General features: G+C 71.7%; 20 protein-coding genes. 2 read left to right on the top strand and 18 right to left on the bottom strand.

What is annotated here, in order from left to right; translation table 11 throughout:
• Positions 1-2 precede the first annotated feature (2 nt).
• From ACFHWY_RS11795 to eno, 14 genes are all read right to left on the bottom strand, one after another.
• Positions 3-1,328 (bottom strand): NAD(P)/FAD-dependent oxidoreductase, encoded by a 1,326-nt coding sequence (locus ACFHWY_RS11795; protein ID WP_416580193.1) that lies wholly within the window; start codon positions 1,326-1,328, stop codon positions 3-5.
• A gap of 160 nt (positions 1,329-1,488) precedes the next feature.
• A complete protein-coding gene (locus ACFHWY_RS11790) occupies positions 1,489-2,052 on the bottom strand; it encodes a hypothetical protein (RefSeq protein WP_416580334.1) in 564 nt (187 codons plus the stop codon).
• A gap of 58 nt (positions 2,053-2,110) precedes the next feature.
• Positions 2,111-3,529 carry a DUF58 domain-containing protein gene (locus tag ACFHWY_RS11785; protein ID WP_416580192.1) on the bottom strand — a complete coding sequence of 473 codons (1,419 nt, stop codon included), beginning with the start codon at positions 3,527-3,529 and terminating at the stop codon, positions 2,111-2,113.
• A gap of 6 nt (positions 3,530-3,535) precedes the next feature.
• Positions 3,536-4,543 (bottom strand): AAA family ATPase, encoded by a 1,008-nt coding sequence (locus ACFHWY_RS11780; protein WP_416580191.1) that lies wholly within the window; start codon positions 4,541-4,543, stop codon positions 3,536-3,538.
• Complete coding sequence (locus ACFHWY_RS11775; RefSeq protein ID WP_416580190.1) at positions 4,543-5,139, bottom strand: hypothetical protein; 597 nt, start codon at positions 5,137-5,139, stop codon at positions 4,543-4,545. Before ACFHWY_RS11775 ends, ACFHWY_RS11780 begins: the two co-directional genes overlap by 1 nt.
• Before the next feature lie 22 nt (positions 5,140-5,161).
• Positions 5,162-5,881 (bottom strand): DUF4129 domain-containing protein, encoded by a 720-nt coding sequence (locus tag ACFHWY_RS11770; protein ID WP_416580189.1) that lies wholly within the window; start codon positions 5,879-5,881, stop codon positions 5,162-5,164.
• A 76-nt stretch (positions 5,882-5,957) separates the two neighbouring features.
• Positions 5,958-6,698, bottom strand: a complete 741-nt coding sequence (locus tag ACFHWY_RS11765) for a uracil-DNA glycosylase (protein WP_416580188.1) — start codon at positions 6,696-6,698, stop codon at positions 5,958-5,960.
• Positions 6,691-7,374 (bottom strand): dienelactone hydrolase family protein, encoded by a 684-nt coding sequence (locus tag ACFHWY_RS11760; protein WP_416580187.1) that lies wholly within the window; start codon positions 7,372-7,374, stop codon positions 6,691-6,693. The genes ACFHWY_RS11765 and ACFHWY_RS11760 overlap by 8 nt, the downstream gene beginning before the upstream one ends.
• Before the next feature lie 111 nt (positions 7,375-7,485).
• A complete protein-coding gene (locus ACFHWY_RS11755) occupies positions 7,486-7,722 on the bottom strand; it encodes a hypothetical protein (RefSeq protein ID WP_416580186.1) in 237 nt (78 codons plus the stop codon).
• A 192-nt stretch (positions 7,723-7,914) separates the two neighbouring features.
• Complete coding sequence (locus ACFHWY_RS11750; RefSeq protein ID WP_416580333.1) at positions 7,915-8,850, bottom strand: exopolyphosphatase; 936 nt, start codon at positions 8,848-8,850, stop codon at positions 7,915-7,917.
• Between the two features lie 52 nt (positions 8,851-8,902).
• Entirely contained in the window at positions 8,903-9,412 is a 510-nt protein-coding gene (locus tag ACFHWY_RS11745) for an amino-acid N-acetyltransferase (RefSeq protein ID WP_416580332.1), read from the bottom strand.
• A gap of 26 nt (positions 9,413-9,438) precedes the next feature.
• Positions 9,439-9,996: a DUF501 domain-containing protein gene (locus ACFHWY_RS11740; RefSeq protein ID WP_416580185.1), complete on the bottom strand. Its 558-nt coding sequence runs from the start codon at positions 9,994-9,996 to the stop codon at positions 9,439-9,441.
• 33 nt (positions 9,997-10,029) lie between these two features.
• Positions 10,030-10,644 carry an FtsB family cell division protein gene (locus tag ACFHWY_RS11735; protein ID WP_416580184.1) on the bottom strand — a complete coding sequence of 205 codons (615 nt, stop codon included), beginning with the start codon at positions 10,642-10,644 and terminating at the stop codon, positions 10,030-10,032.
• A 25-nt stretch (positions 10,645-10,669) separates the two neighbouring features.
• Positions 10,670-11,953 (bottom strand): phosphopyruvate hydratase, encoded by a 1,284-nt coding sequence (gene eno, locus ACFHWY_RS11730; RefSeq protein ID WP_416580183.1) that lies wholly within the window; start codon positions 11,951-11,953, stop codon positions 10,670-10,672.
• Between the two features lie 221 nt (positions 11,954-12,174).
• Between eno and ACFHWY_RS11725 the strand changes: the two genes are divergently transcribed.
• A complete protein-coding gene (locus ACFHWY_RS11725; protein ID WP_416580182.1) occupies positions 12,175-12,867 on the top strand; it encodes a hypothetical protein in 693 nt (230 codons plus the stop codon).
• Positions 12,868-12,880: 13 nt separating this feature from the next.
• On the opposite strand, the gene ACFHWY_RS11720 is transcribed toward ACFHWY_RS11725, so the two are convergent.
• Genes ACFHWY_RS11720 through mfd form a run of 4 tightly spaced genes read right to left on the bottom strand, consistent with a single transcriptional unit; the run spans position 12,881 to position 19,934 of the window.
• Entirely contained in the window at positions 12,881-14,500 is a 1,620-nt protein-coding gene (locus ACFHWY_RS11720; RefSeq protein ID WP_416580181.1) for a DUF885 domain-containing protein, read from the bottom strand.
• A 10-nt stretch (positions 14,501-14,510) separates the two neighbouring features.
• The gene (locus tag ACFHWY_RS11715) at positions 14,511-15,482 is read right to left on the bottom strand and encodes a nucleoside triphosphate pyrophosphohydrolase (protein WP_416580180.1); all 972 of its coding nucleotides are present in this window, start codon (positions 15,480-15,482) and stop codon (positions 14,511-14,513) included.
• Between the two features lie 2 nt (positions 15,483-15,484).
• A complete protein-coding gene (locus ACFHWY_RS11710; protein ID WP_416580179.1) occupies positions 15,485-16,261 on the bottom strand; it encodes a hypothetical protein in 777 nt (258 codons plus the stop codon).
• A gap of 22 nt (positions 16,262-16,283) precedes the next feature.
• The gene (gene mfd / locus ACFHWY_RS11705) at positions 16,284-19,934 is read right to left on the bottom strand and encodes a transcription-repair coupling factor (protein WP_416580178.1); all 3,651 of its coding nucleotides are present in this window, start codon (positions 19,932-19,934) and stop codon (positions 16,284-16,286) included.
• 275 nt (positions 19,935-20,209) lie between these two features.
• Here mfd and ACFHWY_RS11700 point away from each other — a divergent pair, with 275 nt between their 5' ends.
• Positions 20,210-21,124, top strand: a complete 915-nt coding sequence (locus tag ACFHWY_RS11700) for a cyclase family protein (protein ID WP_416580177.1) — start codon at positions 20,210-20,212, stop codon at positions 21,122-21,124.
• The last annotated feature ends 45 nt before the right edge of the window (positions 21,125-21,169 follow it).

The following is a 21,169-nucleotide window of genomic DNA, read 5'->3' as shown; positions in this document are numbered from 1 at the left end:
TCCTACACCTTGGCCGGCGGCTGGGACGCCTCGGCGAACTCCTCACGCGGATCGTGCAGCTGGCCGAGGGCGACCACCTCACGCTTGAGGAAGAACGCCAGCGTCCAGTCGACCAGGACACGGACCTTACGGTTGATCGAGGGAATGCGACTCATGTGGTAGGTCCGGTGCATGAACCACGCCGGCCACCCGGTCATCTTGACGCCGTAGACCTGGGCCACGCCCTTGTGCAGGCCGAGGCTGGCCACGCTGCCGGCATGCTTGTGCCTGTAGTCCACCGGCTCCCGGCCGCGGATCACAGCCACGATGTTCTCGGCCATCCGCTGGGCCTGGCGCACCGCGTGCTGGGCGCTCGGCGAGCAGTACTCGCCCGGCGGCTTGGTCAGGTCCGGCACGGCAGCACAGTCACCCGCGCTCCAGGCACCCTCGACCACCCGGTCGCCGTCGACCACCTGGAGGGTCGGCAGGCAGGTGACCCGACGCCGCTCCTCGCGGGGGAAATCGGTCGCGTCCAGCATCGGCGACGGCTTCACCCCCGCCGTCCAGACGATGGTGTCGGAGCTGAAGCTGTCGCCGTCGGAGAGCTCCACCACGCCGTCGACGCAGGACTCCAGCCGGGTGCCCAGCCGGATGTCCATGTCCCGCTTCAGCAACTGCTGCACCGTGTAGGCGCCCATGTCCCGGTCGACCTCGGGCAGCACCCGCTGGGTGGCCTCGACCAGCACCCACCGCATGTCCGAGGTCTTCAGCTCCGGGTAGTACTTCAGGGCGTGCCGGGCCATGTCCTCCATCTCGGCGAGCGCCTCGATGCCGGCGTACCCGCCGCCGACGAAGACGAAGGTCAGCGCCCGGCGGCGTACCTCGGTGTCGGTCGTCGCCGCAGCCACGTCCAGCTGTTCGAGTACGTGGTTGCGCAGGTAGATGGCCTCACCGATGGTCTTGAAGCCGATGCCGTGCTCGTGCAGACCCGCAATGGGCAGGGTCCGCGAGACCGAACCGGGCGCGATCACGACGTGGTCGTACCCGATGTGCCTGGGCGGACCGATGATCGGCTGCACGGTGGCGGTCCGGCTGCCGTGGTCGATCCGGGTCACCGCTCCAGCCACCACGGTGCAACGGCGCAACTCGCGACGCAGCGGCACCACCGAGTGTCGTGGGGAGATGTTTCCCGCCGCGGCCTCCGGCAGGAACGGCTGGTACGTCATGTGCGGCTGCGGGTCGACGACGATGACCTCGGCCTCACGGGAACTCAGCTTCTTAGACAGGCGCAGCGCCGCGTAGAGACCGACGTGCCCGGCACCCACCACAAGGATCCGCTTCGGAGTCACCCCTCCATCATTCCCCTAGCGGCTGCGGTAATCCCGTCCGCGACCCCTTCTGTGACCGAGCACAACACGGCTGTGACCTGCGCAACCTCCGCCCACGCAGACCACCGCAGCGCACCCCCGGCAGTACCGTGAGCCACCCCGACGTCATGCGGCCCGCAGGTCACCTGCGTCGCAGCAGCCAGGCCAACAACGCGGTCACCCCGACGGAGAGCAGCAGACCGGCGATCGTGACCACCTGCCAGCCGCTGCCACCGGCGCCTGTCGCGGAGAGTTCGAGCAGCAGCACCCCGAGCACCGACGTCGCGAGCAGCACGCCGGCGGCCCGGGTGAGCCACCGCACCAGCACGTCCGGATCCACCACGGCGTCGTACGGCAGCACCGCGACCAGCGCGCAGAGGGTGTGCGTGAGATAGAGCGCCGCCGCCACCGCAATCAGCCGCCACAACGCGATCGGCCGGCCGTACCCGTCGGTGGCGAGCAGCCAGCCGGCGATCGTGACCAGCGCCGCGAAGGTAGGCCAGAACCGGCGGGGCGCCACCGCAGGCAGCACCGCGACCGCGACGAGGGGACCAAACGCCTCCGCCGCGACGACCTCGGCGGGAAACGCCAGCAGCAACCCCACCTGCGTGCTGAGGAAGATCCCCACCCGGACCAGTACGGGAGCCAGGGAGATGCGTCCCGCGGCCGTGCGCAACGCTCGCGCCCGCCCGTTAACCGCTTCGATCATGGTGTCGACCTTCTGTTCGCGGCTGCGGGACTCCGCTGCGCCGCACTCCTCGCGCTCACCGGCCACCGACCCTGGGGGCGGTGGCCAGCCTGGCCACGTCGCGCAACACCTGATCGAGGCTGCCCGCACCGGCCCACGGCACCACCGGCACGCCGTGTTCACGCAACTGCGCGATCATGGTGTCCCGGTCCAGCCGCCACAGCCGATACGCCACCTCGGCCCAGCCCCGGTCCTTCGGCGGTGACAGGTCGACCGGGAGGGTGTCCACGGCCACCACGAACCGTCCCGAGCGGGCCAGCCGGGCCAACATCTGCGCCGACCGCTCCTCCAACAGTGGCGTCAGCACCACCACCAGCGCGTCGGCGGAAAGCAACTGTGGCCCGAACACCTGGTCGTACGGCTCGTGTGGGGAGGACTGTGCCCTGACCTCCAGCAGCCACTCCAGGACGGTCAGGTACTGCCGGCGTCCGGTCGCCGGTCGCAGCCGGCGGGCGCTCGGACCGTACTCCAGCAGCGCCACCCGGTCGCCGCGGTGCAGGTAGTGCTCGGCGATGGCGGCGGCTGCCCGGACCGTGGTGTCCAGCACCGACGCGGTACCGGCGATCCCACCGGAACGGCCCGCCTCGGCCAGCACGTCGAGCAGCACCACCACCTCGGCGTCCCGGTCGGAGAGGGTGGACGCCACGTGCAGTTGCCGGGCCCGCAGCGACACCCGCCAGTCGATCCGGCGCAGCCGGTCACCGGGGGCGAAGACCCGCACCCCGGCCAGCTCGCCGCCCTCGCCGGGACGTCGCGAGTGGTGCGCGCCGACCAGGCCGGCGGCCCGGGGCATCGCCTCGACCGCCTCGAACGGTTCGGTCCTCGGGTACACCTTGGCGCGGATCGGCTCGGCGATCACCGCGCGCGAGACCAGAAGTCCCTGCGCCACCGCGACCCGGGCACCCGCCGGGCCGAACAGATGCCGCCCCCAACGCAGCGCGGTGCCGGCCAACTCCAGGTCGACGGCGGTTTCCTGCGCAACCGAGGTCACGAACGGCCGGTCCGCCACCACCGATCGATCCGCCGCGCGACCGTCGCCGACGGACTGGTCGGCACCGGCGACGCGACCGGCACCGGCCACGGTGCCACCGGCGAGAGTCACCCGCTCGATACGCAGCCAGGGCGAGACCCGGGCACGCAGTACCGCCACGTCGTAGCTGACCGCACCGGGGTTGCCGACGCTGACCGTGCCCGCCACGTCGCCGCCCTCCACAAGGTGCCCGTCGTCGCCGCTGATCCAGACCCGGGGCGGCTCGGTGGGGCGGCGGCGCACCGCGTACGCGGTGCCGAGCGCGAACGGGGTTGCCAGCACGACCAGGTCCACCCGCCCCAACACCACCGCGGCGACAAGGAGCAGGCCGGTGAGCAGCACCGCCCGGCCGAACGCCCAGGTGGGCGTCCAGTTGGGCGGTGCCGGCCGGTCCGGGTTGCGCACGACGGGTCAGTTCCCCTGCCGGCCGGCGGCGTAGCTGGGCAGCGCACCGCTGGCCGGCGCCGGGGTTCCGTCGAGGACCTCACCGACCACGAAGGACGGATCCACCCGACGCAGCCACATCTCCGGCCGCAGGGTGATCCGGTGCGACAGCGCCGGTGCCGCGACGTCCTTGACGTCCTCGGGCACCACGTAGTCCCGCCCGGAGAACACGGCGCGCACCCGGGCCAGCAACAGCAACGCCAGCGAGCCGCGGGGTGAGGCACCCACCAACACCGACGGGTGTTCCCGGGTGGCCGCGGTGAGCGCCACGATGTACCGGCCGACCGAGTCCTCGACCACCACATCCTCCAGCGCCGCCTGCATGGCGCGCAGCGTGCCCGCGTCGACGACCGGCTTGATGTCGGCCTCCTCGCGACGGCGTGCCATCCGCCGACGCAGCACCTCCCACTCCTCGTCCTGATTCGGGTAGCCGAACGACACCCGCAGCAGGAACCGGTCCAGCTGCGCCTCCGGCAGCGGGTAGGTGCCCTCGTACTCGATGGGGTTGGCGGTGGCGAGCACGTGGAACGGCTCGTCCAGCCGGTACGTCACGCCCTCCACCGAGACCTGCTTCTCCTGCATCGCCTCCAGCAACGCCGACTGGGTCTTCGGCGGAGTCCGGTTGATCTCGTCGGCGAGCAGCAGGTTGGTGAAGACCGGCCCGGCCCGGAACGTGAAGTCACCGGTGCGCTGGTCGTAGAGGAACGAACCGGTGACGTCGGCGGGCAGCAGGTCGGGGGTGAACTGGAGACGCCGGAAGTCCAGCCCGAGCGCCTGGGCGAAGGATCGCGCGGTGAGCGTCTTACCCAACCCGGGCAGGTCCTCCAGCAGGACGTGCCCGCCGGCGAGAATGCCGGCGAGGACCAGCTCCAGGGAGTCCCGCTTGCCGACCACGACCTGGCCCACCGCGTCGAGTACCGCCTCGGCGAGGCGGCCGACCTCGGTGGGGGGCATGATCTGGCCGACGTCGTTCATCAGATCTTCTCCAGTTCGGCGACGATCGCCGCGAGGTGGCGCGGCGAAGGGGTGCGGCGGGGCGGGGTCTCCAGGAACGTCCACAGCCGGTCGCCCAGCAGGACCTGTGCCCGAGCCGGATCCGACTCGCGGGTCACGCCATGCTTGAGGCGCATCCGCTCGTCGGCCAGTTCCACGAGGCGGGGCAGGACAACGTGGCTGAACCGATCGGACCGCGTCCTGGACCACTCCAGGGGCAGTTCCCAGCCGTTGATAGCGGTTCGCAGCGCGTCTCGGGCGTCCCAGTTGTACATGCCGTCCTCCTCCCCGCTGCGGGAACGTGACCCGGGGAGCGTGGACTTCGGCGGCGGGGCGAGTGAGGTGACGATACGGCGTATCACGAGCAGCGTGAGCACCGCGGCGACCAGCACCAGCAGCGACACCCGCAGCCCGACCACCCGCAGCCCGGCGACCGCCACTGCGGTCACGGCCGCGGCCACGGCAAGAACACCGACGACGGTACGCAACCGCCCGCCGTGGACCTGTTCCGGCTGGACCGGCTGGACCGGCCGATCCTCTTCGAACCTGAGCAGGTCGTCGATGCTGGTGCTGCTCATGCCTTCACTCGCTGCTGTCCGGTCACGGCGTCACCGCCGCGGTGAGTTCGCCACGCAGCCGGCGCAGGGCGGCTCGGGCCTGGTCACGGGTCTGCTCGTCGACTGGACGGGTCGCGTACCGGGCCTCACGGTAGACGTGCGCCAACTCGGCCAGCACGTGGGCGCTGGCGATCGCCGGTACCCCGGTGGACGGGTCACCGCTCAGCAGCCGGGTGACCAGGTCGGTGGGTGTGTCACCGGCCAGCCGGGGCACACCGGCAGCGGCTGCGGCCTCTTCGAGGCGTACCCAGCACGCGATCACCGCGGTTCGCGGGTCGGTGGCGTGATCGTCCAGGTCGACCAGACCGGCGTCGACGGCCGCCGCCACCTCGGCGGCGGTGCCTTCGGCGCTGCGCCGGGCCGGCCGCGACGGCAGCGCCCTGGTGACCCGACGCGCCGCTCCTCGCACCAGCGTCCAGGCCAGGTAGCCGAAAACGACGAGCAGCACCAGCCCGAGCAGCACCAGAGTCGCCGTGCCGAGCCAGGACGGAATGTCGGTGCGGGTCTGTTCGGCGGCTTCCCGTGGCTCTGCCGGGATGGACGGCCGAGGCTCCTCGCTCGGGTATTCGAGCACGAAGGGCGCGTCCTTCGCGGCGGGTGGGATCTGGCTGGCGCCGATCGACGAGTGCGCGGCGGCCAGCGTGACGGCGGCGAGCAGGACAATCATGACCGAGACCGGCCACCACCTGCGCACGAGATCCATCCGGCTACCTCCGGGCCATCGGGGCGTGCGGCCGGCTGCCACCCGTACCGTCCGCCATCGTCACCGCCCCGCAGCCTCAGTCGATCGCGGCCAACTGTTTCGCCCGGGCGAACACATCGTCCAGCATCCCTGGTGTCAGCCGCCCGGTGAAGGTGTTCTGCTGGCTGACGTGGTAACAGCCGAGCAAATCCGGTGCGGCCGTGCCGGACCAGTGTGCCCCATGACCGAAGGCGGGACGCGGGCTGGGCGGACGGAGACCGTACGCGGAGCGCAACGCAGGCCACCAGGCGGCCCAGGCGAAGGCACCCAGCGCCACCACCACCCGCAGCGTCGGCCGGATAAGTTCGACTTCCCGGTGCGACCACGGTGCGCAGGTGTCCCGCTCGGCCGGGGTGGGCTTGTTGTCCGGTGGGGCGCAGCGTACGGCCGCGAAGATCCGCGTCGACCGCAACGCCAGTCCGTCGTCGGCGGCCACACTGGTCGGCTGGTTGGCCAGGCCGGCGCGGTGCAACGCGGCGAAGAGAACATCGCCGGAGCGGTCACCGGTGAGGATCCGGCCGGTGCGGTTGCCGCCGTGCGCGGCCGGAGCAAGGCCGAGTATCGCGATCCGGGCGGCCGGGTCGCCGAAGCCGGGCACCGGGCGGCCCCAGTAGTCCTGGTCGCGGAAGGACGCCCGCTTGGTCCGGGCGACCTCGGTGCGCCAGTCGACCAACCGGGGGCAGGCGAAGCAGTCCGCGGTGGCCGCGTCGAGATCGGCCAGGTCGGCCGCCCGCGCGGCGCGGGCGGCCACCTCCGGGGCGGCGTGCGACTCAGCCAAGCTTGGCCCGGAACAGTTCGAGGGTACGAGCCCAGGCGCTGGCGGCGGCCCGCTGGTCGAACCTCTCCGGCCGATCCTCGTTGAAGAAGGCGTGCGCGGTGCCCGGATAGTCGTGCAACTGGCAGGTGCCACCGGCGCCTTCGATGGCTCGGCGGACCGACTGGACGCCCGGGTCGGCGGAGGTGCCGTCCGCCGAGCAGTGCACGAGCGCGTCCTTGCCCCCGTAGTCGGTCCACTCGGCGCGCATTCCCTCCCACGGCAGCCTGGGGTAGAAGGCGGCGGTGGCGACGATCCGTTCGGAGAAGTTGGCCGACCACAATGCGAGGCTGGCCCCGGCGCAGAAGCCGGCGCAGCCGACCTTGCCGGTGACCTCCATGCGACCGGCGAGGTAGTCGGCGGCGGTGGCGATATCACGCGCGGTCTGGTCCATCTGCGGCCCGTTCAGCAGTCGCCGGGGCTCGCTCGGCTCACCGGCCGGCTCACCGTGCCGGAAGTCCGGCGCGAGCGCGACGAAGCCCGCCTCGGCGAAGCGGTCCACCACCGACCGGATGTGGGGCACCAGGCCCCACCAGTCCTGAATCACGATCACCGCGGGGCTGGCCGCGCCGGTGGCGGGTATCGCGAGATATCCGTCACCCGTACCGCCACTGCCACGGTAGGTCACCATCTCGCCCATTCGGCCGTCCTCCTAGCGGTCAGTCATCGTTGGCTGGTCGCCCAGTGGTCTTACGTGCCGGTAGCCTGCCACGCGGTGACCGCCGCCGGGAAGATGCCGGAACAGTGGCATTCACCTCCCGTTCGCGTCTGACCGTCGACCCGACCGGCCACGTTTGTACACGGCGGCGGAGGCGGTGCAGGAGACCACCTTCGCGCCGTCGACCTCGGTCTCCTCGTCCCCGATGGTTTCGGACAGCTCGGCGATGCAGTCACCTGCCTTCGCCTCCGCCGCCTCATCCGAGTCGAAGAGGCTGGCGAGGCCGAACTTCAGGCCGGCCACCACGGCGAAGGCGACGATCGCGCCCACGATGCCGAGTAGCTTCTACCGCCGGGCTTCTTCTCCGGCTCGACCGACGATGCCGGCGGCGGTGCGACTTGCTCTGACACGGATTGTCCTCCCAAGGGGCAGCTGAGCAGACGACACCGTAAGCGATCATGGGCGTCGCCCGTTGCCCCGCGAACCTCATCCGTTCAGCTATTCCCAGGATCACGTGCGCGGTCAGGTTGGCCTGGCCAGGCTCCAGGCGATGCCGTCGAGGATGTCGTGCTCGGAGGCGACCACCGCGTCCAGGCCCGCCCGTTCCATGATCACGCGAAGTACCAGGGCGCCCGCGCCGATCACATCAGCGCGGCCGGGGTGCATCACCGGGATCGCCAGCCGCTGTTCCCGGGTCATCGCCAGCAGGTCGGCGGTGATCTCCGCGACCCGCTCGTACGACACCCGGGCGTGCTGGATGCGGGCCGGGTCGTACCCGGTGAGGCCCTGGGCGATCGCGACCACGGTGGTGACCGAGCCGGCGAGCCCGACCAGGGTGGCCGCCTCCCGCCCCCGCACGGCGGCCAGCGCCCGATCCACCGCGGCCGAGATGTCCGCCTGCGCAGCAGCTGTCTCGTCCAGGCCGGGCGGGTCGCCGTGCAGGTGGCGCTCGGTCATCCGGACGCAGCCGACGTCCACCGAGATGGCCGCGTCGACACCGGTTTCCCGGCCGACGACGAACTCGGTCGAACCTCCGCCGATGTCGACCACCAGGTACGGCGAGGTCGCGTCAGCCGGCAGCCCGCGCACCGCACCGGCGAACGAGAGTCGGGCCTCCTCGTCGCCGCTGACCACCTCCGGCGTGACGCCGAGAGTCTGCTCCACCATGGTCCGGAACTCCGCCGCGTTCTCGGCGTCCCTGGTGGCCGACGTGGCACACATCCGCACCCCCTTGGCATCCAGCTTCTCGATCTCGGTGACGTAGTCGGCCAGGGCGATCCGGGTCCGCTCGATCGCCTCCGGGGCGAGGCGACCCGTCGCGTCGACGCCCTGCCCCAGTCGGACGATCTCCATCCGGCGGCACAGATCGACCAGCGGCACGGTCGGCCCTGCCGCCGGGTCGGGCAGGTCGGCGACCAGCAGCCTGATGGAGTTGGTGCCGCAGTCGATGGCGGCCACGCGCGTCGTCACGTCGAAACCCTACAGCGGGGGCCCGGACCACCCGGCCGGGTCAGAGGCGCAGCAGCATCCGGGTGTTACCCAGAGTGTTCGGCTTGACCCGCTCCAGGTCGAGGAACTCGGCGACGCCCTCGTCATAGGAACGCAGCAGTTGCTCGTAGACCGGGTGCGGCACGGGTGCACCGTCGATCTCAGTGAAGCCGAACGAGGTGAAGAACCGGGTCTCGAAGGTCAGCACGAAAATGCGTGACACACCCAGCCCGCGCGCCGCGTCAATCAGCTCGGCGACGATCCGGTGCCCGATCCGCTGCCCCCGGCAACTCGGGTCGACCGCCACCGTACGGATCTCGGCCAGGTCCTCCCACATCACGTGCAGCGCGCCGCAGCCCACCACCGTGTCGTCGGAGACCCGGCTGGCCACCCGGAACTCCTGCACGTCCTCGTAGAGCGTGACCGTCGCCTTGCTGAGCAGGCGGCGATCATCGGTGTAGGTGTCGACCAGCCGCCGGATCGCCCGCACGTCGGCGGTCCGGGCCCGCCGGACCACCACCTCACCCGGCACGACCGTCGGCGGGGCGGGCTCGGCGCTCACTCGGCGTCCGGCACGTCGACGCAGCGGCCCGCCGTCCACCAGGGCCCGACGAGCTCCAGTGTCTCGTCGCCGAACGGGTTCACTCCGGAACCGGCGCCGAGCGCGTGGCCCAACTGCACGTGCAGGCACTTCACCCGACCGGGCATCCCGCCGGCCGAGATGCCGGCGATCTCGGGCACCTCGGCGACAGCCGCCCGGCGGGTCAGGTAGTCCTCGTGTGCGGTGCGGTACCGGACGGCCAGCTCCGGATCGGTGGCCAGCCGGTCGGCCATCTCCCGCATCAGCCCGGCCGACTCCAGTCGGCTGCACGCCGCGGTGGCCCGGGGGCAGGTCAGATAGAACAGCGTCGGGAACGGTGTGCCGTCGGCCAGTCGGGGAGTCGTCTCCACCACGTCGGGCAGGCCGCACGGGCAACGGTGGGCCACCGCCCGGGTACCCCGCGGCGGGCGGCCGAGCTGCGCGGCCACTGCGGCCAGGTCGGCCTCGGTGGCCACCTCCCGCGCCGGTGGGGGTACGGAGGTCGCCGCCGGCTCCTGCGGTGGTAGGCCAGTCACGGTGCCATCTCTCGTTCGGTGCTCAGGTGGTGCTCACTCGTCGGTCTGGTTGGCGTCGGCGGCGCGCACGCTCGACCAGAGGGTGTCGTACCAGGTGTCCGGTGTGACCGGTGCCGTCGGGTCGGCGATTCCCGTGTCCCGGGCCGCACCGGACGGGTCGTCGAGCAGCAACACCATCTTCTCGCCGCGCCGGGTCATGAAGAACCGCTCCCGCGCCATCGCCTCGATGTACGCGTCGTCCTGCCACTTCTCCGCCTTGGTGGTCAGCTCGGCGATCAGCTTCCGCTGGGCGGCCTGCGACGCCTCCATCCGCTCGATGTCGGCCTGCTGGTCGAGGTAGACCCGGACGGGATAGGTGTAGGCGAGTGCGAGCGCGATCAGCACCGCGATCAGCACGGTGGCGCGCCCGGTGAGACCTCGGGGTCGGGGTGCGTCCAGCCGGGTGACCGCGCCGCCGGCCGCCCGACGGGCGACGGCGGGCCGCTTGGCGGAGCGCACGGCCTCGGTGCCCCGGCCGGCCGACGGAGCCCGACCGGCCGCGGCGCGCGGCTCGGCACGGACACCGCCGTCGCGGACGGTGCCGGGCCGCCCGGCGCGACCCGGGCGGCGGGCCGGACGCTGACCACCCGGCGTGCGGCGCTGTTGCATCACACCCCTCCCCGAGGTACGGCGTTCAGGCGGAACGGTAGCGCGGGAAGGCGCCCGCTCCGGCGTACCGCGCCGCGTCGGCCAGTTCCTCCTCGATGCGCAGGAGCTGGTTGTACTTGGCGACGCGGTCCGACCGGGCCGGGGCACCGGTCTTGATCTGGCCGCAGCCGGTGGCCACCGCCAGGTCGGCGATGGTGGTGTCCTCGGTCTCGCCGGAGCGGTGGCTCATCATGCACTTGAAGCCTGCCCGGTGGGCCAGGTCCACCGCGTCCAGCGTCTCGGTCAACGAGCCGATCTGGTTGACCTTGACCAGTACTGCGTTCGCCGACTTCTCGGCGATGCCCCGGGCGATGCGCTGCGGGTTGGTGACGAACAGGTCGTCACCGACGATCTGGACCCGGTCGCCGATCGCGGCGGTCAGCGTCTGCCACCCGGTCCAGTCGTCCTCCGCCAGCGGGTCCTCGATGGAGACGATCGGGTACGCGTCGGCGAGCTTCGTGTAGTACTCGCTCATCTCCTCGGCGTTCTTCGCAACGCCTTCAAAGGTGTAGCTGCCGCCCGCGAAGAATTCGGTGGCGGCCACGTCGAGAGCGAAGACGATGTCGGTGCCCAGCCGGTAGCCGGCCTTCTCCACCGCCTCGGCGATAAGGTCCAGCGCCGCGGCGTTGGTCGGCAGGTTCGGCGCGAAGCCACCCTCGTCACCGAGCCCGGTCGACAGGTCCTTCTTCTTCAGCACCGACTTCAGCGCGTGGTAGACCTCGGCACCGGAGCGCAGCGCCTCGCGGAAGCTGGGCGCGCCGATCGGCGCGATCATGAACTCCTGGATGTCGACGTTGCTGTCGGCGTGTGCGCCGCCGTTGAGGATGTTCATCATCGGCACCGGCAGCAGGTGCGCGTTCGGCCCGCCCAGATAGCGGAACAGGCTAAGGTCGGCGCTGCCGGCAGCGGCCTTGGCGACCGCCAGGGAGATCCCGAGGATGGCGTTGGCGCCCAACTCGGCCTTGTTGTCGGTGCCGTCGATGTCGAGCATCCGCTGGTCGATCGCCCGCTGCTCGCTGGCCTCGTAGCCGATCAGCTGGTCGACGATCCGGTCCTCGATGTTGGCGACCGCCTTCTCCACACCCTTGCCCAGGTAGCGGCTCTTGTCACCGTCGCGCAGCTCGATCGCCTCGAAGGCGCCGGTGGAGGCGCCGGAGGGCACCGCCGCCCGCGAGATCGTCCCGTCGTCGAGCCCGACCTCGACCTCGACCGTCGGGTTGCCCCGCGAGTCCAGGATCTCCCGAGCCTCGATTACCTCGATGGTTGCCACTGAGTTGCTCCTCGTTCGTGGGGTCTCGTCCGGTATCGGCCGCGACGGTGCGGCTGAGGCAGGTGTTGAACGCAGCGTATCGGTCTTCGCCCCGGCGCACTGCGACCGGGCGGCCCAACCACTACGCTCCGAGTTCTAACGAGTCGGACATTCCCGGATTCTCGGGCGTCAACCGGCAGCGAGTTTGCACGAGTGGGACCTCATCGATCAGGCTGGTCGCCATGCCCGCCGCCTCGACCACTCTCCGTACGCTCGCTGTGTCGGTCATCACGTTGCTCACCGTCACTGGCTGTCAAACTCTCCACGACGCCGGGCGGACCATGGGTCGTGCCGACATCGTCAATGACCTCGCCGCCCGGATGGACCGGGCGCTGGAGTTGACCTACTCGGCGGAGTACCGGCTCCACGGCGGGCAGACCGCCTCGTTCGTCCAGTCCCAGGAACCGGCCCGCTCCAGCTACACGTGGCCCGGCGGCAAGCTGACGGTGACCGACGACGCGACCACCCGATGCGACGTGGACGGCGCGCGGACGGTCTGCACGCTGGAGGAGCCCCCCGCACCCAACAGCAAACCCTCGGTGGTGGTCTTCGCTGAGGCCGAGCTGCAAGGGGTGATCACGCCGCCGATGGTGATGGGCCGGCTGACCAGTGCAGCGCTGGATCCGGGCGCGGTCATCACCGAACGCAGCAGCACCGTCGCCGGTCACCACGCCACCTGCGTCGACGTACGCCAGGACACCGACAGCTTCACCACCTGTGTGACCGGTGAGGGTGCGCTGGGCAGCTTCACCGGTCAACTCGACGGCCAGCCGGTCGAGCTGGCGTTGAGCCGCTACGACGACCAGGTCGACGGAGGCGCGTTCGACCTGCCGGCGGGCGCCGGAGTGGTGGACCGGCGAACAGCCGAACCCTGATCCCCGCGCCGCCTCATCGGCCGAGCAGGGTGCGCAGATGGCGCGGCGGCGGGCTGCCATGGGCGAGCATCTCGTCGTGCCAGTCGCGCAGCGACACGTGCTGCGGCCGGTCGGCGGCGACCTCGGCCAGCTCGCTGTAGCCGACGAAGTACGTGGACAGCTGGGTCGAGGTGAGCAGTGCGCGCCGCCACTTTCCGGCGGCCTCGCCCTCTTCCTGGAAACCGCGCCCGGTCAGCAGGGCCATCGCCTCGACCTCGGAGAGCCCGTCGGCGTGCACCAACTGGTCGAGCAGCGCGTTGAGGGTCATCCGGAGCTGCATCTTCAGCTGCTGCAGCCGCACCGGTAGGCCGCCGAAGCCGTACCCGGCCATCAGCTCCTCGGCATAGACCGCCCAGCCCTCGACGAACGGGCCGGAGCGGGAAAGCGCCCGCACCCGGGTGGCCCCGGCGTACCGGCGGGCGTGCGCGAGCTGAAGGAAGTGACCGGGCATCGCCTCGTGCACCGTCAGATTACGGATCATGTGGTCGTTGTACTCGCGGTAGAACGACTCGACCCGGGGCGCCGGCCAGTCCGCCGGGGTGGGTGCGATGCAGTAGAACGTCGGCACGTCAGCGATTTCCAACCCGCCGGGAGCGTCGCAGTAGGCCACCGCGACACCCCGGGCGAACTGCGGCATCACCTGGATGACGCACCGGTCGTCCGGCACGGTCACCAGGTCGTGGGCACGGACGAAGTCGCTCGCCTCGTCGAGCGTTATCGAGGCCAGCTCGACGATGGTGTGGTCGTCGGGATGTTCGGCGGCGAGCAGACCGAGCGCCCGGCGTACCGTGTCGTCGTCGGCCGGGCCCCCGACCAGCTCGACCGCCACCGCGCGGATCTCGTCGGTGATCCGGTCGAGGTTGGCCCAGGCCCGGCGTTGGATCTCGGCCGCACCCAGTTCGGTGTCGAGTGCGTGCCAGAGCCGTGCCTCCCAGCGCCGTCGGCCCAGCCGGGGATCGCGGCCCGGCCCGGCCTCGGCGGTCAGGCCGGTGCGCAGCCAGGCGACGAACTCGTCCAGCGCGGCGAGGGCCGCGGTGGCGGCCGGCCCGACCTGGTCAAGAAGCGCGGGGGCCTGCGCCAGCAGTACCGGCACCTCGTCCCGGACCAACGTCGCCGCGCCGGTGAACTGCCCGACCGCGGTCTCGGCATGGACGCGGGGGACGTCGCGCAGCGTCGCGCGCGCGGTGGCCAACGCGTCCGGTACGGCGGCGAGCCGCCCCGCGAGAGCGGTCAGCCGGACGTCTGCCGGGGCGTACGGGCGGGCGAGGATGGCGTGCAACAGTGGGCCGGGATGGTAGGCGAGCGGGTTCCACTCGTGCGCCCGGATCTCGGTCAGCTCGAACAGCTCGCGGTCGACGAGGCCGGCGAGCATGGCATGATCCACCTGTTCCTCGATGTCGAGGGCATCGGCGTCGATCTCGCACAACACGCTGGCCGCGTCGGTGAGCATCGCCCGGTCGGCCGCGACCGCATCGGCCGAGAAATCCGGCAACCGGTCGTCGAAGCGATGGTCCCCCGCCGCCCTGGCCAACCCCGGCCGACTGGCCAGCAGCGCCTCGACGATCCGCTCCCCAACCACCTGGAACCGTTCCACCCCACCGACCCTACCCACCCCGTTCGGCGGTGCGGATGGCCTGGGCGTGGGTGAGGGTGGCGCGGCGCAGGGCGGCTTCCGGGTCCAGCCCCGCCTCGCGGGCCTGGGCGACCATGCCGAGCAGGCTGGTGCCCAGGGCGGCCTCGGCGTCGGGCTGCGCCTTCGGCACCGGCAACGGCACCGTGATGCCGACCCGACCGGCCCGCTCCAGGATCTTCGCGGCCAGCGCGAGCGCGGGCTGACTCAGCGCGATGCCGTCGAGCACCGAGTCGCGCGCCTTCTCGGCCTGCTTGATCCGTTCCCAGTCAGCGGTGATCTCCTCCAGCGTGCCCGCCTCGGCACCGGCGAACACGTGCGGGTTGCGCCGGATCATCTTGTCGACCAGCCCACCGGCCACGTCGTCCACGGTCCACCGCTCGCCCTCGGGCAGCGCCTCGGCCAGCCGGGCGTGCAGCACCACCTGGAGCAGCACGTCACCCAACTCCTCACGCAACGCGTCGGTGTCACCGGCGCCGATCGCGTCGTACGCCTCGTAGCACTCCTCCAGCAGGAACCCGGCGAGGCTCTGATGGGTCTGCGACCGCTTCCACGGGTCACCGCCCGGCGACAGCAGCCGGTCGAGCACGGCCACCGCGTCGAGCAACCGTGCCCCCGGCGGATCCCACGAGCCGTACATCAGCTCCAGCTCCGCCAGCCCTGGTTCCCGCGCCAGCCGCAGGCCGAGCTCCCGGGCCAGCGACTCGTCGCCGGCCGGGCCGGCCAGCCAGACCACCGTGTCGTGTGCCGCCGCCGCGTCCAGCAACGCGGGCACCGCCGGGCCGTCGAGCACCCGCACCTGCGCGCCCGCCACCCGCAGGGCCGTGGTCAGCTCACTCTCCGCGCCGGCCAGCACCGGGGCGGCGCGTACGACATCCCAGGCGGTCGCCGTCAGCAGGCCGGCCGGCAGCCGGGGCGAGGTCACCAGCAGCACGATCCGGCGCATGCTCAGCCGTCGGTCGGCTCGGTCGGCTCGGTCGACGTCACCTGCGGCTTCGGGGTGGAGATGTCGGTGACCGCGTCGGAGGCCGGCTCGCCCAGCGGCACACCCACCGCGATGTTCTGCCCGGTGAAGCTCAGCACCGGGAACACCAGCGGACGGTACCGTGGGTTGACCGTGACGTCGTACGCCTCGACCGCCCCGCTGAGCGAGTCGCGGCTGGCCAGGGCCTGGCGCAGCTGATCGCCGTCGAGCTGGGAGGCGGCCTGCTCGACGGTCACCTCGGCGGGTACGGCACCGGCCCGCTTGCCGGCCGCCACCAGGTCGATGAGCTCCTGCTCGGTCGGTGCCACCGGCGCGCCGACCGGGATGCCGGACAGGCAGGTGTACAGCTCGGCCACCTGCCGCACGTACCCGGTCTCAGGGTCCAGTCCGACGCCCTGGGCGACCTGCGCCGGTTCGACCCGGCCCTGCGACTGGTAGCCCTCGGCGGCGGAGATCCGCGCACAGACCTCGGTGAGCACCAGGGTGCTCACCACCTGGCTGCGCGCCGGCAACTGCGGCTGCTGACCCGGCAGCTGCGGCTCCTGCCCGGGCAGCGGCTCGGCCGTCTCGGTAGGCGTCGGGTTCTTCGACCGCGCGTCCTCGATCACCGCGGTGACCGCGTCCTCGGTGATCCGGTGGTCACCGACGTAGGCGGCGACGCCAGGCCCGGAACGGCAACCGGCGAGGGCGACGAGGCCGACCGCCACGCTGGCGACGGCGACTAGACGGCGAGCACGCATGCCGGTCACTCTCTCATGCCCCCTACCCACCGGTGACACCGGCGGGTACGCCGAGGACGTCGGAGAGCAACTGGGCACACCACTCCAGCAAGGCCTGGTCGCGCAGCGGCTCGCCGCCGACCCGGCGGGTCGTCGGACGGGGCACGCTGACCTGGTCGAGCGCCACCTTGTAGACCGAGTCGGGGTGGTAGCGCTTGAGCCGCAACTGCTTCGAGTCCGGCAGTGGCAGCGGGCCGAACCGGAGGTGCTTGCCCTGCATGCTGACGTCGGTGAGGCCGTAACGGCGGGCCAGCAGCCGGAACCGGGCCACCGCGATCAGGTTCTGCACCGTGGCCGGCGGCTCGCCGTACCGGTCGGTCATCTCGGCGGCCACCTCGCGCAGCCGCTCGTCGTCGCGGGCCTCGGCCAGCTTGCGGTACATCTCCAGGCGCAGCCGTTCCACACTCACGTAGTCGTGCGGCAGGTGCGCGTCCACCGGGAGGTCGATCTTGACGTCGCTCTCCTCCTCCGGTCGTTCACCCTTGAACGCCTGCACCGCCTCGCCGACCATCCGCACGTAGAGGTCGAACCCGACGCCTTCGATGTGCCCGGACTGCTCACCGCCGAGCAGGTTGCCGGCACCCCGGATCTCCAGGTCCTTCATCGCCACGTACATGCCGGCGCCCAGCTCGGTGTGCTGGGCGATGGTGGCCAGCCGCTCGTGTGCGTGCTCGGTGAGCGGCTTTTCCGGCGGGTAGAGGAAGTACGCGTACGCCCGCTCCCGGCCCCGGCCCACCCGGCCCCGGATCTGGTGCAACTGCGCCAGGCCGAGCAGGTCGGCCCGCTCGACGATCAGCGTGTTCGCGTTCGGGATGTCGATGCCGGACTCCACGATCGTGGTGCAGACCAGGACGTCGAACTCCTTCTCCCAGAAGCCGACCATGACCTTCTCCAGGGCGTCCTCGCCCATCTGGCCGTGCGCCACCGCCACCCGGGCCTCGGGCACCAGCTCCCGCAGCCGGCGCGCCGTCCGGTCGATCGACTCGACCCGGTTGTGCAGGTAGAAGACCTGGCCGTCGCGGAGCAACTCGCGGTGGATCGCGGCGGCCACCTGCCGGTCGTCGTGCGCCCCGACCGCGGTGAGCACCGGATGCCGCTCCTCCGGCGGCGTGGCGATGGTGGACATCTCCCGGATCCCGGTGATCGCCATCTCCAGGGTGCGCGGGATCGGGGTGGCCGACATGCTCAGCACGTCGACCGCGGCCCGCATCGACTTGAGGTGCTCCTTGTGCTCGACGCCGAAGCGCTGCTCCTCGTCGACGATCACCAGACCCAGCGACTTGAACCGGGTCGCCGCCGCCAGCAGGCGGTGCGTGCCGATCACGATGTCGGCGGTGCCGTCGGCGACCGCCGCGAGCGTCTGCTCGGACTCCTTCGGCGTCTGGAACCGGGACAGCTGCCGGATGCTGACCGGGAACTGGTTCATCCGCTCGGCGAAGGTGTTGTAGTGCTGCTGCACCAGCAGCGTCGTCGGCACCAGCACGGCCACCTGCTTACCGTCCTGCACCGCCTTGAACGCCGCCCGTACCGCGATCTCGGTCTTGCCGTAGCCGACGTCGCCGCAGATCAGCCGGTCCATCGGGACGCCCTGCTCCATGTCCCGCTTGACCTCTTCGATGGCCGCGAGCTGGTCGGGCGTCTCCTGCCAGGGAAAGGCGTCCTCCAGCTCCCGCTGCCACGGGGTGTCCGGACCGAAGTTGTGACCCCTGGACGCCTTGCGCGCGGCGTAGAGCTGGATCAGCTGGGCGGCGATCTCGCGGACCGCCTTGCGGGCCCGGGCCTTGGACTTCTGCCAGTCCGAGCCGCCCATCTTGTGCAGGGTCGGCTGCTCACCGCCGACGTAGCGGCTCAGCTGGTCGAGCTGGTCGGTGGGGACGAAGAGACGGTCACCCGGCTGGCCGCGCTTACTCGGCGCGTACTCGATGACGAGGTACTCCCGGGAGGCGCCGTTCACGGTGCGCTGCACCAGCTCGACGTACCGGCCGATGCCGTGCTGCTCGTGCACCACGTGGTCGCCGGCGCGCAGCTCCAGCGGGTCGATGGTGTTGCGCCGCCGGCTCGGCATCTTCCGCATGTCACGGGTCGAGACGCCCCGGCCGCCGGTGACGTCGCTGCCGGTTAGCAGCACGAACCGGGCAGCCTCGTCGACGAAACCGCCGGTCAGGCTGCCGCAGGTGACCAGCACCTCGCCCGGGGCGGGAGCTTCCGGCACCTCCTCGGTCAGCCGGGCGCCCAGGCCACCGTCGCGCAGCACCTCGACCGCCCGCTGGGCGGGGCCGTGCCCCTCGAAAACCAGCACGATCGACCATCCCGCGGCCGTCCACCGCAACAGGTCGTCGACCACCCGGGCGCTCTCGCCGTGGTAGAGCGGTGCGGGCTGGGCGGCCAAGGCCACCGCGATCGCATCGTCGGGGGTGACGTCGACCGCTTCCGGTTCGTCTTCCCACGGCTGCCGGGTGGCGGCGACGTCTGGCTCTGCCAGCCCGAACGGGGAGACCGTCCACCAGGGCTGGCGTAGCGTGGCGGCGGTCGCGCGTACCTCGGCGAGGGTGCGGAACGCGGCAGCCCCGAGGTCGATCGGGGCCTGGCCACCGACGGCCGCCGCGGCCCAACTGGCCTGGAGGAACTCGTCCGAGGTACGCACCAGATCGTGTGCCCGGGTGCGGATGCGCTCCGGGTCGCAGAGCAGTACGTGGGTGCTGGCCGGCATGCAGTCCAGCAGCAGCTCCATCGAGTCGCCGCCGATCAGCGCCGGGGCGAGCGACTCCATCCCCTCCACAGGTACGCCTCCGGCCAGCTTGTCGAGGATCTCGGCCAGCTCGGGATGCTGCCGGGCCAACTCGGCAGCCTGTTCGCGGACCGCCGGGGTGAGCAGCAGCTCCCGGCAGGGCGGCGCCCAGAGCAGGGCGACCTGCTCGATGGTGCGCTGGTCGGCCACGGCGAAGGTGCGGATCTCCTCCACCTCGTCGCCCCAGAACTCGACCCGGGAAGGGTGCTCGTCGGTGGGCGGGAAGACGTCGAGGATGCCGCCGCGCACGGCGAACTCCCCCCGCTTGGTGACCAGGTCGACCCGCGCGTACGCCATGTCGGTGAGCCGGCGCACCACCTGCTCCAGGTCGGCCTCGTCACCGGCGGCGAGCCGCACCGGTTCGAGGTTTCCAAGCCCCTTGAGCTGCGGTTGCAGCACCGAGCGGACCGGCGCGACCACCACCCGCAGCGGGCCGGTACGCCCGTGCGCGTCGGCCGAGTCCGGATGGGCCAGCCGGCGCAGCACGGCCAGCCGGCGGCCGACGGTGTCGGAGCGGGGCGAGAGCCGCTCGTGTGGCAGCGTCTCCCAGCTGGGAAAGATCGCCACCTGCGCGGGCGGCAGCAGGCTACCCAGCGCGGCGGCGAGGTCATCGGCCTCCCGGCTGGTGGCCGTCACCGCGAGCACCGGCCGGCCCGCGCCGCCGGTTGTCAGGTGGCCGTTGCCCGGATCCGCCGCGACTGCGGCGACCGCGAATGAACGCAGCGCCGGCGGGGCGGTCAGGTCCAGCCCGTCGACCTGGGCCGCGCCGGAGCGCGCCAGGTCACGGACGCGGGCCAGGCCCGGGTCGGCCAGGGCTGCGGCGAACAGTCCGGTGAGCGCAGTCATGATCACTTCCGAGACGGGGACACGACGATCACCCCACGTCCGGACCGGACGGGGGGTCGTTACCGATTGACACTATCTCCCCGGACCGACCAATCACCGCCGCCCGGGCGAGCACGGCGGGCCGGCGGCGCCGGGGTGCTGGTTGCGGGTGCCCCTTCGGGCTGACAGCGCAGACGGTTCACGCCTACCACGCCCGGGTCGGGAGCCGAGCTGCCCCCGGCCGGGACACCCGAACGAGATTGACGCCGATGCCAGGGCTGTGATCGGCTGCCCGGATGAACGGGGAATTCCGCGCGCAGTTCGACGCCGACGTCGTCTTCGACGACGGCGGCGGCCTGAGCGCCGAGGGGTTCCGGCTGGACATCCCCGGTGACGGAATCGACGACGGCGACCTGGCGGCGCTGTTCGTCCGACATCTCGGCCTGCTGATGGTTTCCGACGTACGGATCAAGAGCAAGAGAATCGTCGAGGAGCCGCACAAGGGCGGTCGCGCCGTCCCGGGTGCCGCAGACCGCACCGCCGGCCGGCGGCTGATCGAGTTGAGTCACCTGGTCACCGACGGGATGACCACCCTGCCCGGCTGGCCGGCGCCGCGGATCACCGAGTGGCTGACCCGCGCGGCGTCGAGGAAGCACTACGCCCCGGGCACCGAGTTCCACGTGGCGCGGATCGACATGATCGCCAACACCGGCACCTACCTGGACACCCCCGCCCACCGGTACGCCGACGGTGCCGACCTGTCCGGCTTCCCGCTGGACCGTCTCGCCGACCTGCCCGGACTCGTCGTACGGCTGCCCGCCGGCATCCGCGCAATTGACCGGCTGCTGCTGGCGCCGTACGACGTCGCCGGCAAGGCGGTGTTGCTGCACACCGGCTGGGACGCCTACTTCGACACCGACGGGTACGGCGCCCCGGAAGCGCCCCACCTGACCGACGCCGGCGCGAAGGCGCTGGTGGACGCTGGCGCTGCCCTGGTCGGCATCGACTCGATCAACATTGACGACATGGGCCCGGCGGCCGGAGGTGAACGGCCCGCGCACAGCATTCTGCTGGCCGCCGGCATCCCGATCGTGGAGCACCTGACCGGGCTGGGCGCCCTCCCGCCGGACGGCTTCCGGTTCACCGCCGCCCCACCGAGAGTGGCCGGCATGGGCACCTTCCCCGTCCGCGCCTTCGCCGTCGTCGACTGACAGGCCCGGTCAGGTTCCTCCGCCAGGCACCGGGTCGTTCCGTCG

The organism is Micromonospora sp. LOL_024 (assembly GCF_048060415.1).
Classification (GTDB): Bacteria; Actinomycetota; Actinomycetes; order Mycobacteriales; family Micromonosporaceae; genus Micromonospora.
The sequence above is the reverse complement of the archived record's forward strand: the minus strand, read 5'-3'. Positions and strand labels throughout refer to the sequence as shown.

Coding starts and splice junctions, on each gene's coding strand:
- ACFHWY_RS11780 (WP_416580191.1), bottom strand. CDS start 4,543: ATGAACGACGTCGGCCAGATCATGCCCCCCACCGAGGTCGGCCGCCTC.
- ACFHWY_RS11775 (WP_416580190.1), bottom strand. CDS start 5,139: ATGAGCAGCACCAGCATCGACGACCTGCTCAGGTTCGAAGAGGATCGG.
- ACFHWY_RS11770 (WP_416580189.1), bottom strand. CDS start 5,881: ATGGATCTCGTGCGCAGGTGGTGGCCGGTCTCGGTCATGATTGTCCTG.
- ACFHWY_RS11760 (WP_416580187.1), bottom strand. CDS start 7,374: ATGGGCGAGATGGTGACCTACCGTGGCAGTGGCGGTACGGGTGACGGA.
- ACFHWY_RS11735 (WP_416580184.1), bottom strand. CDS start 10,644: ATGCAACAGCGCCGCACGCCGGGTGGTCAGCGTCCGGCCCGCCGCCCG.
- ACFHWY_RS11725 (WP_416580182.1), top strand. CDS start 12,175: ATGCCCGCCGCCTCGACCACTCTCCGTACGCTCGCTGTGTCGGTCATC.
- ACFHWY_RS11715 (WP_416580180.1), bottom strand. CDS start 15,482: ATGCGCCGGATCGTGCTGCTGGTGACCTCGCCCCGGCTGCCGGCCGGC.
- ACFHWY_RS11710 (WP_416580179.1), bottom strand. CDS start 16,261: ATGCGTGCTCGCCGTCTAGTCGCCGTCGCCAGCGTGGCGGTCGGCCTC.
- mfd (WP_416580178.1), bottom strand. CDS start 19,934: ATGACTGCGCTCACCGGACTGTTCGCCGCAGCCCTGGCCGACCCGGGC.
- ACFHWY_RS11700 (WP_416580177.1), top strand. CDS start 20,210: ATGAACGGGGAATTCCGCGCGCAGTTCGACGCCGACGTCGTCTTCGAC.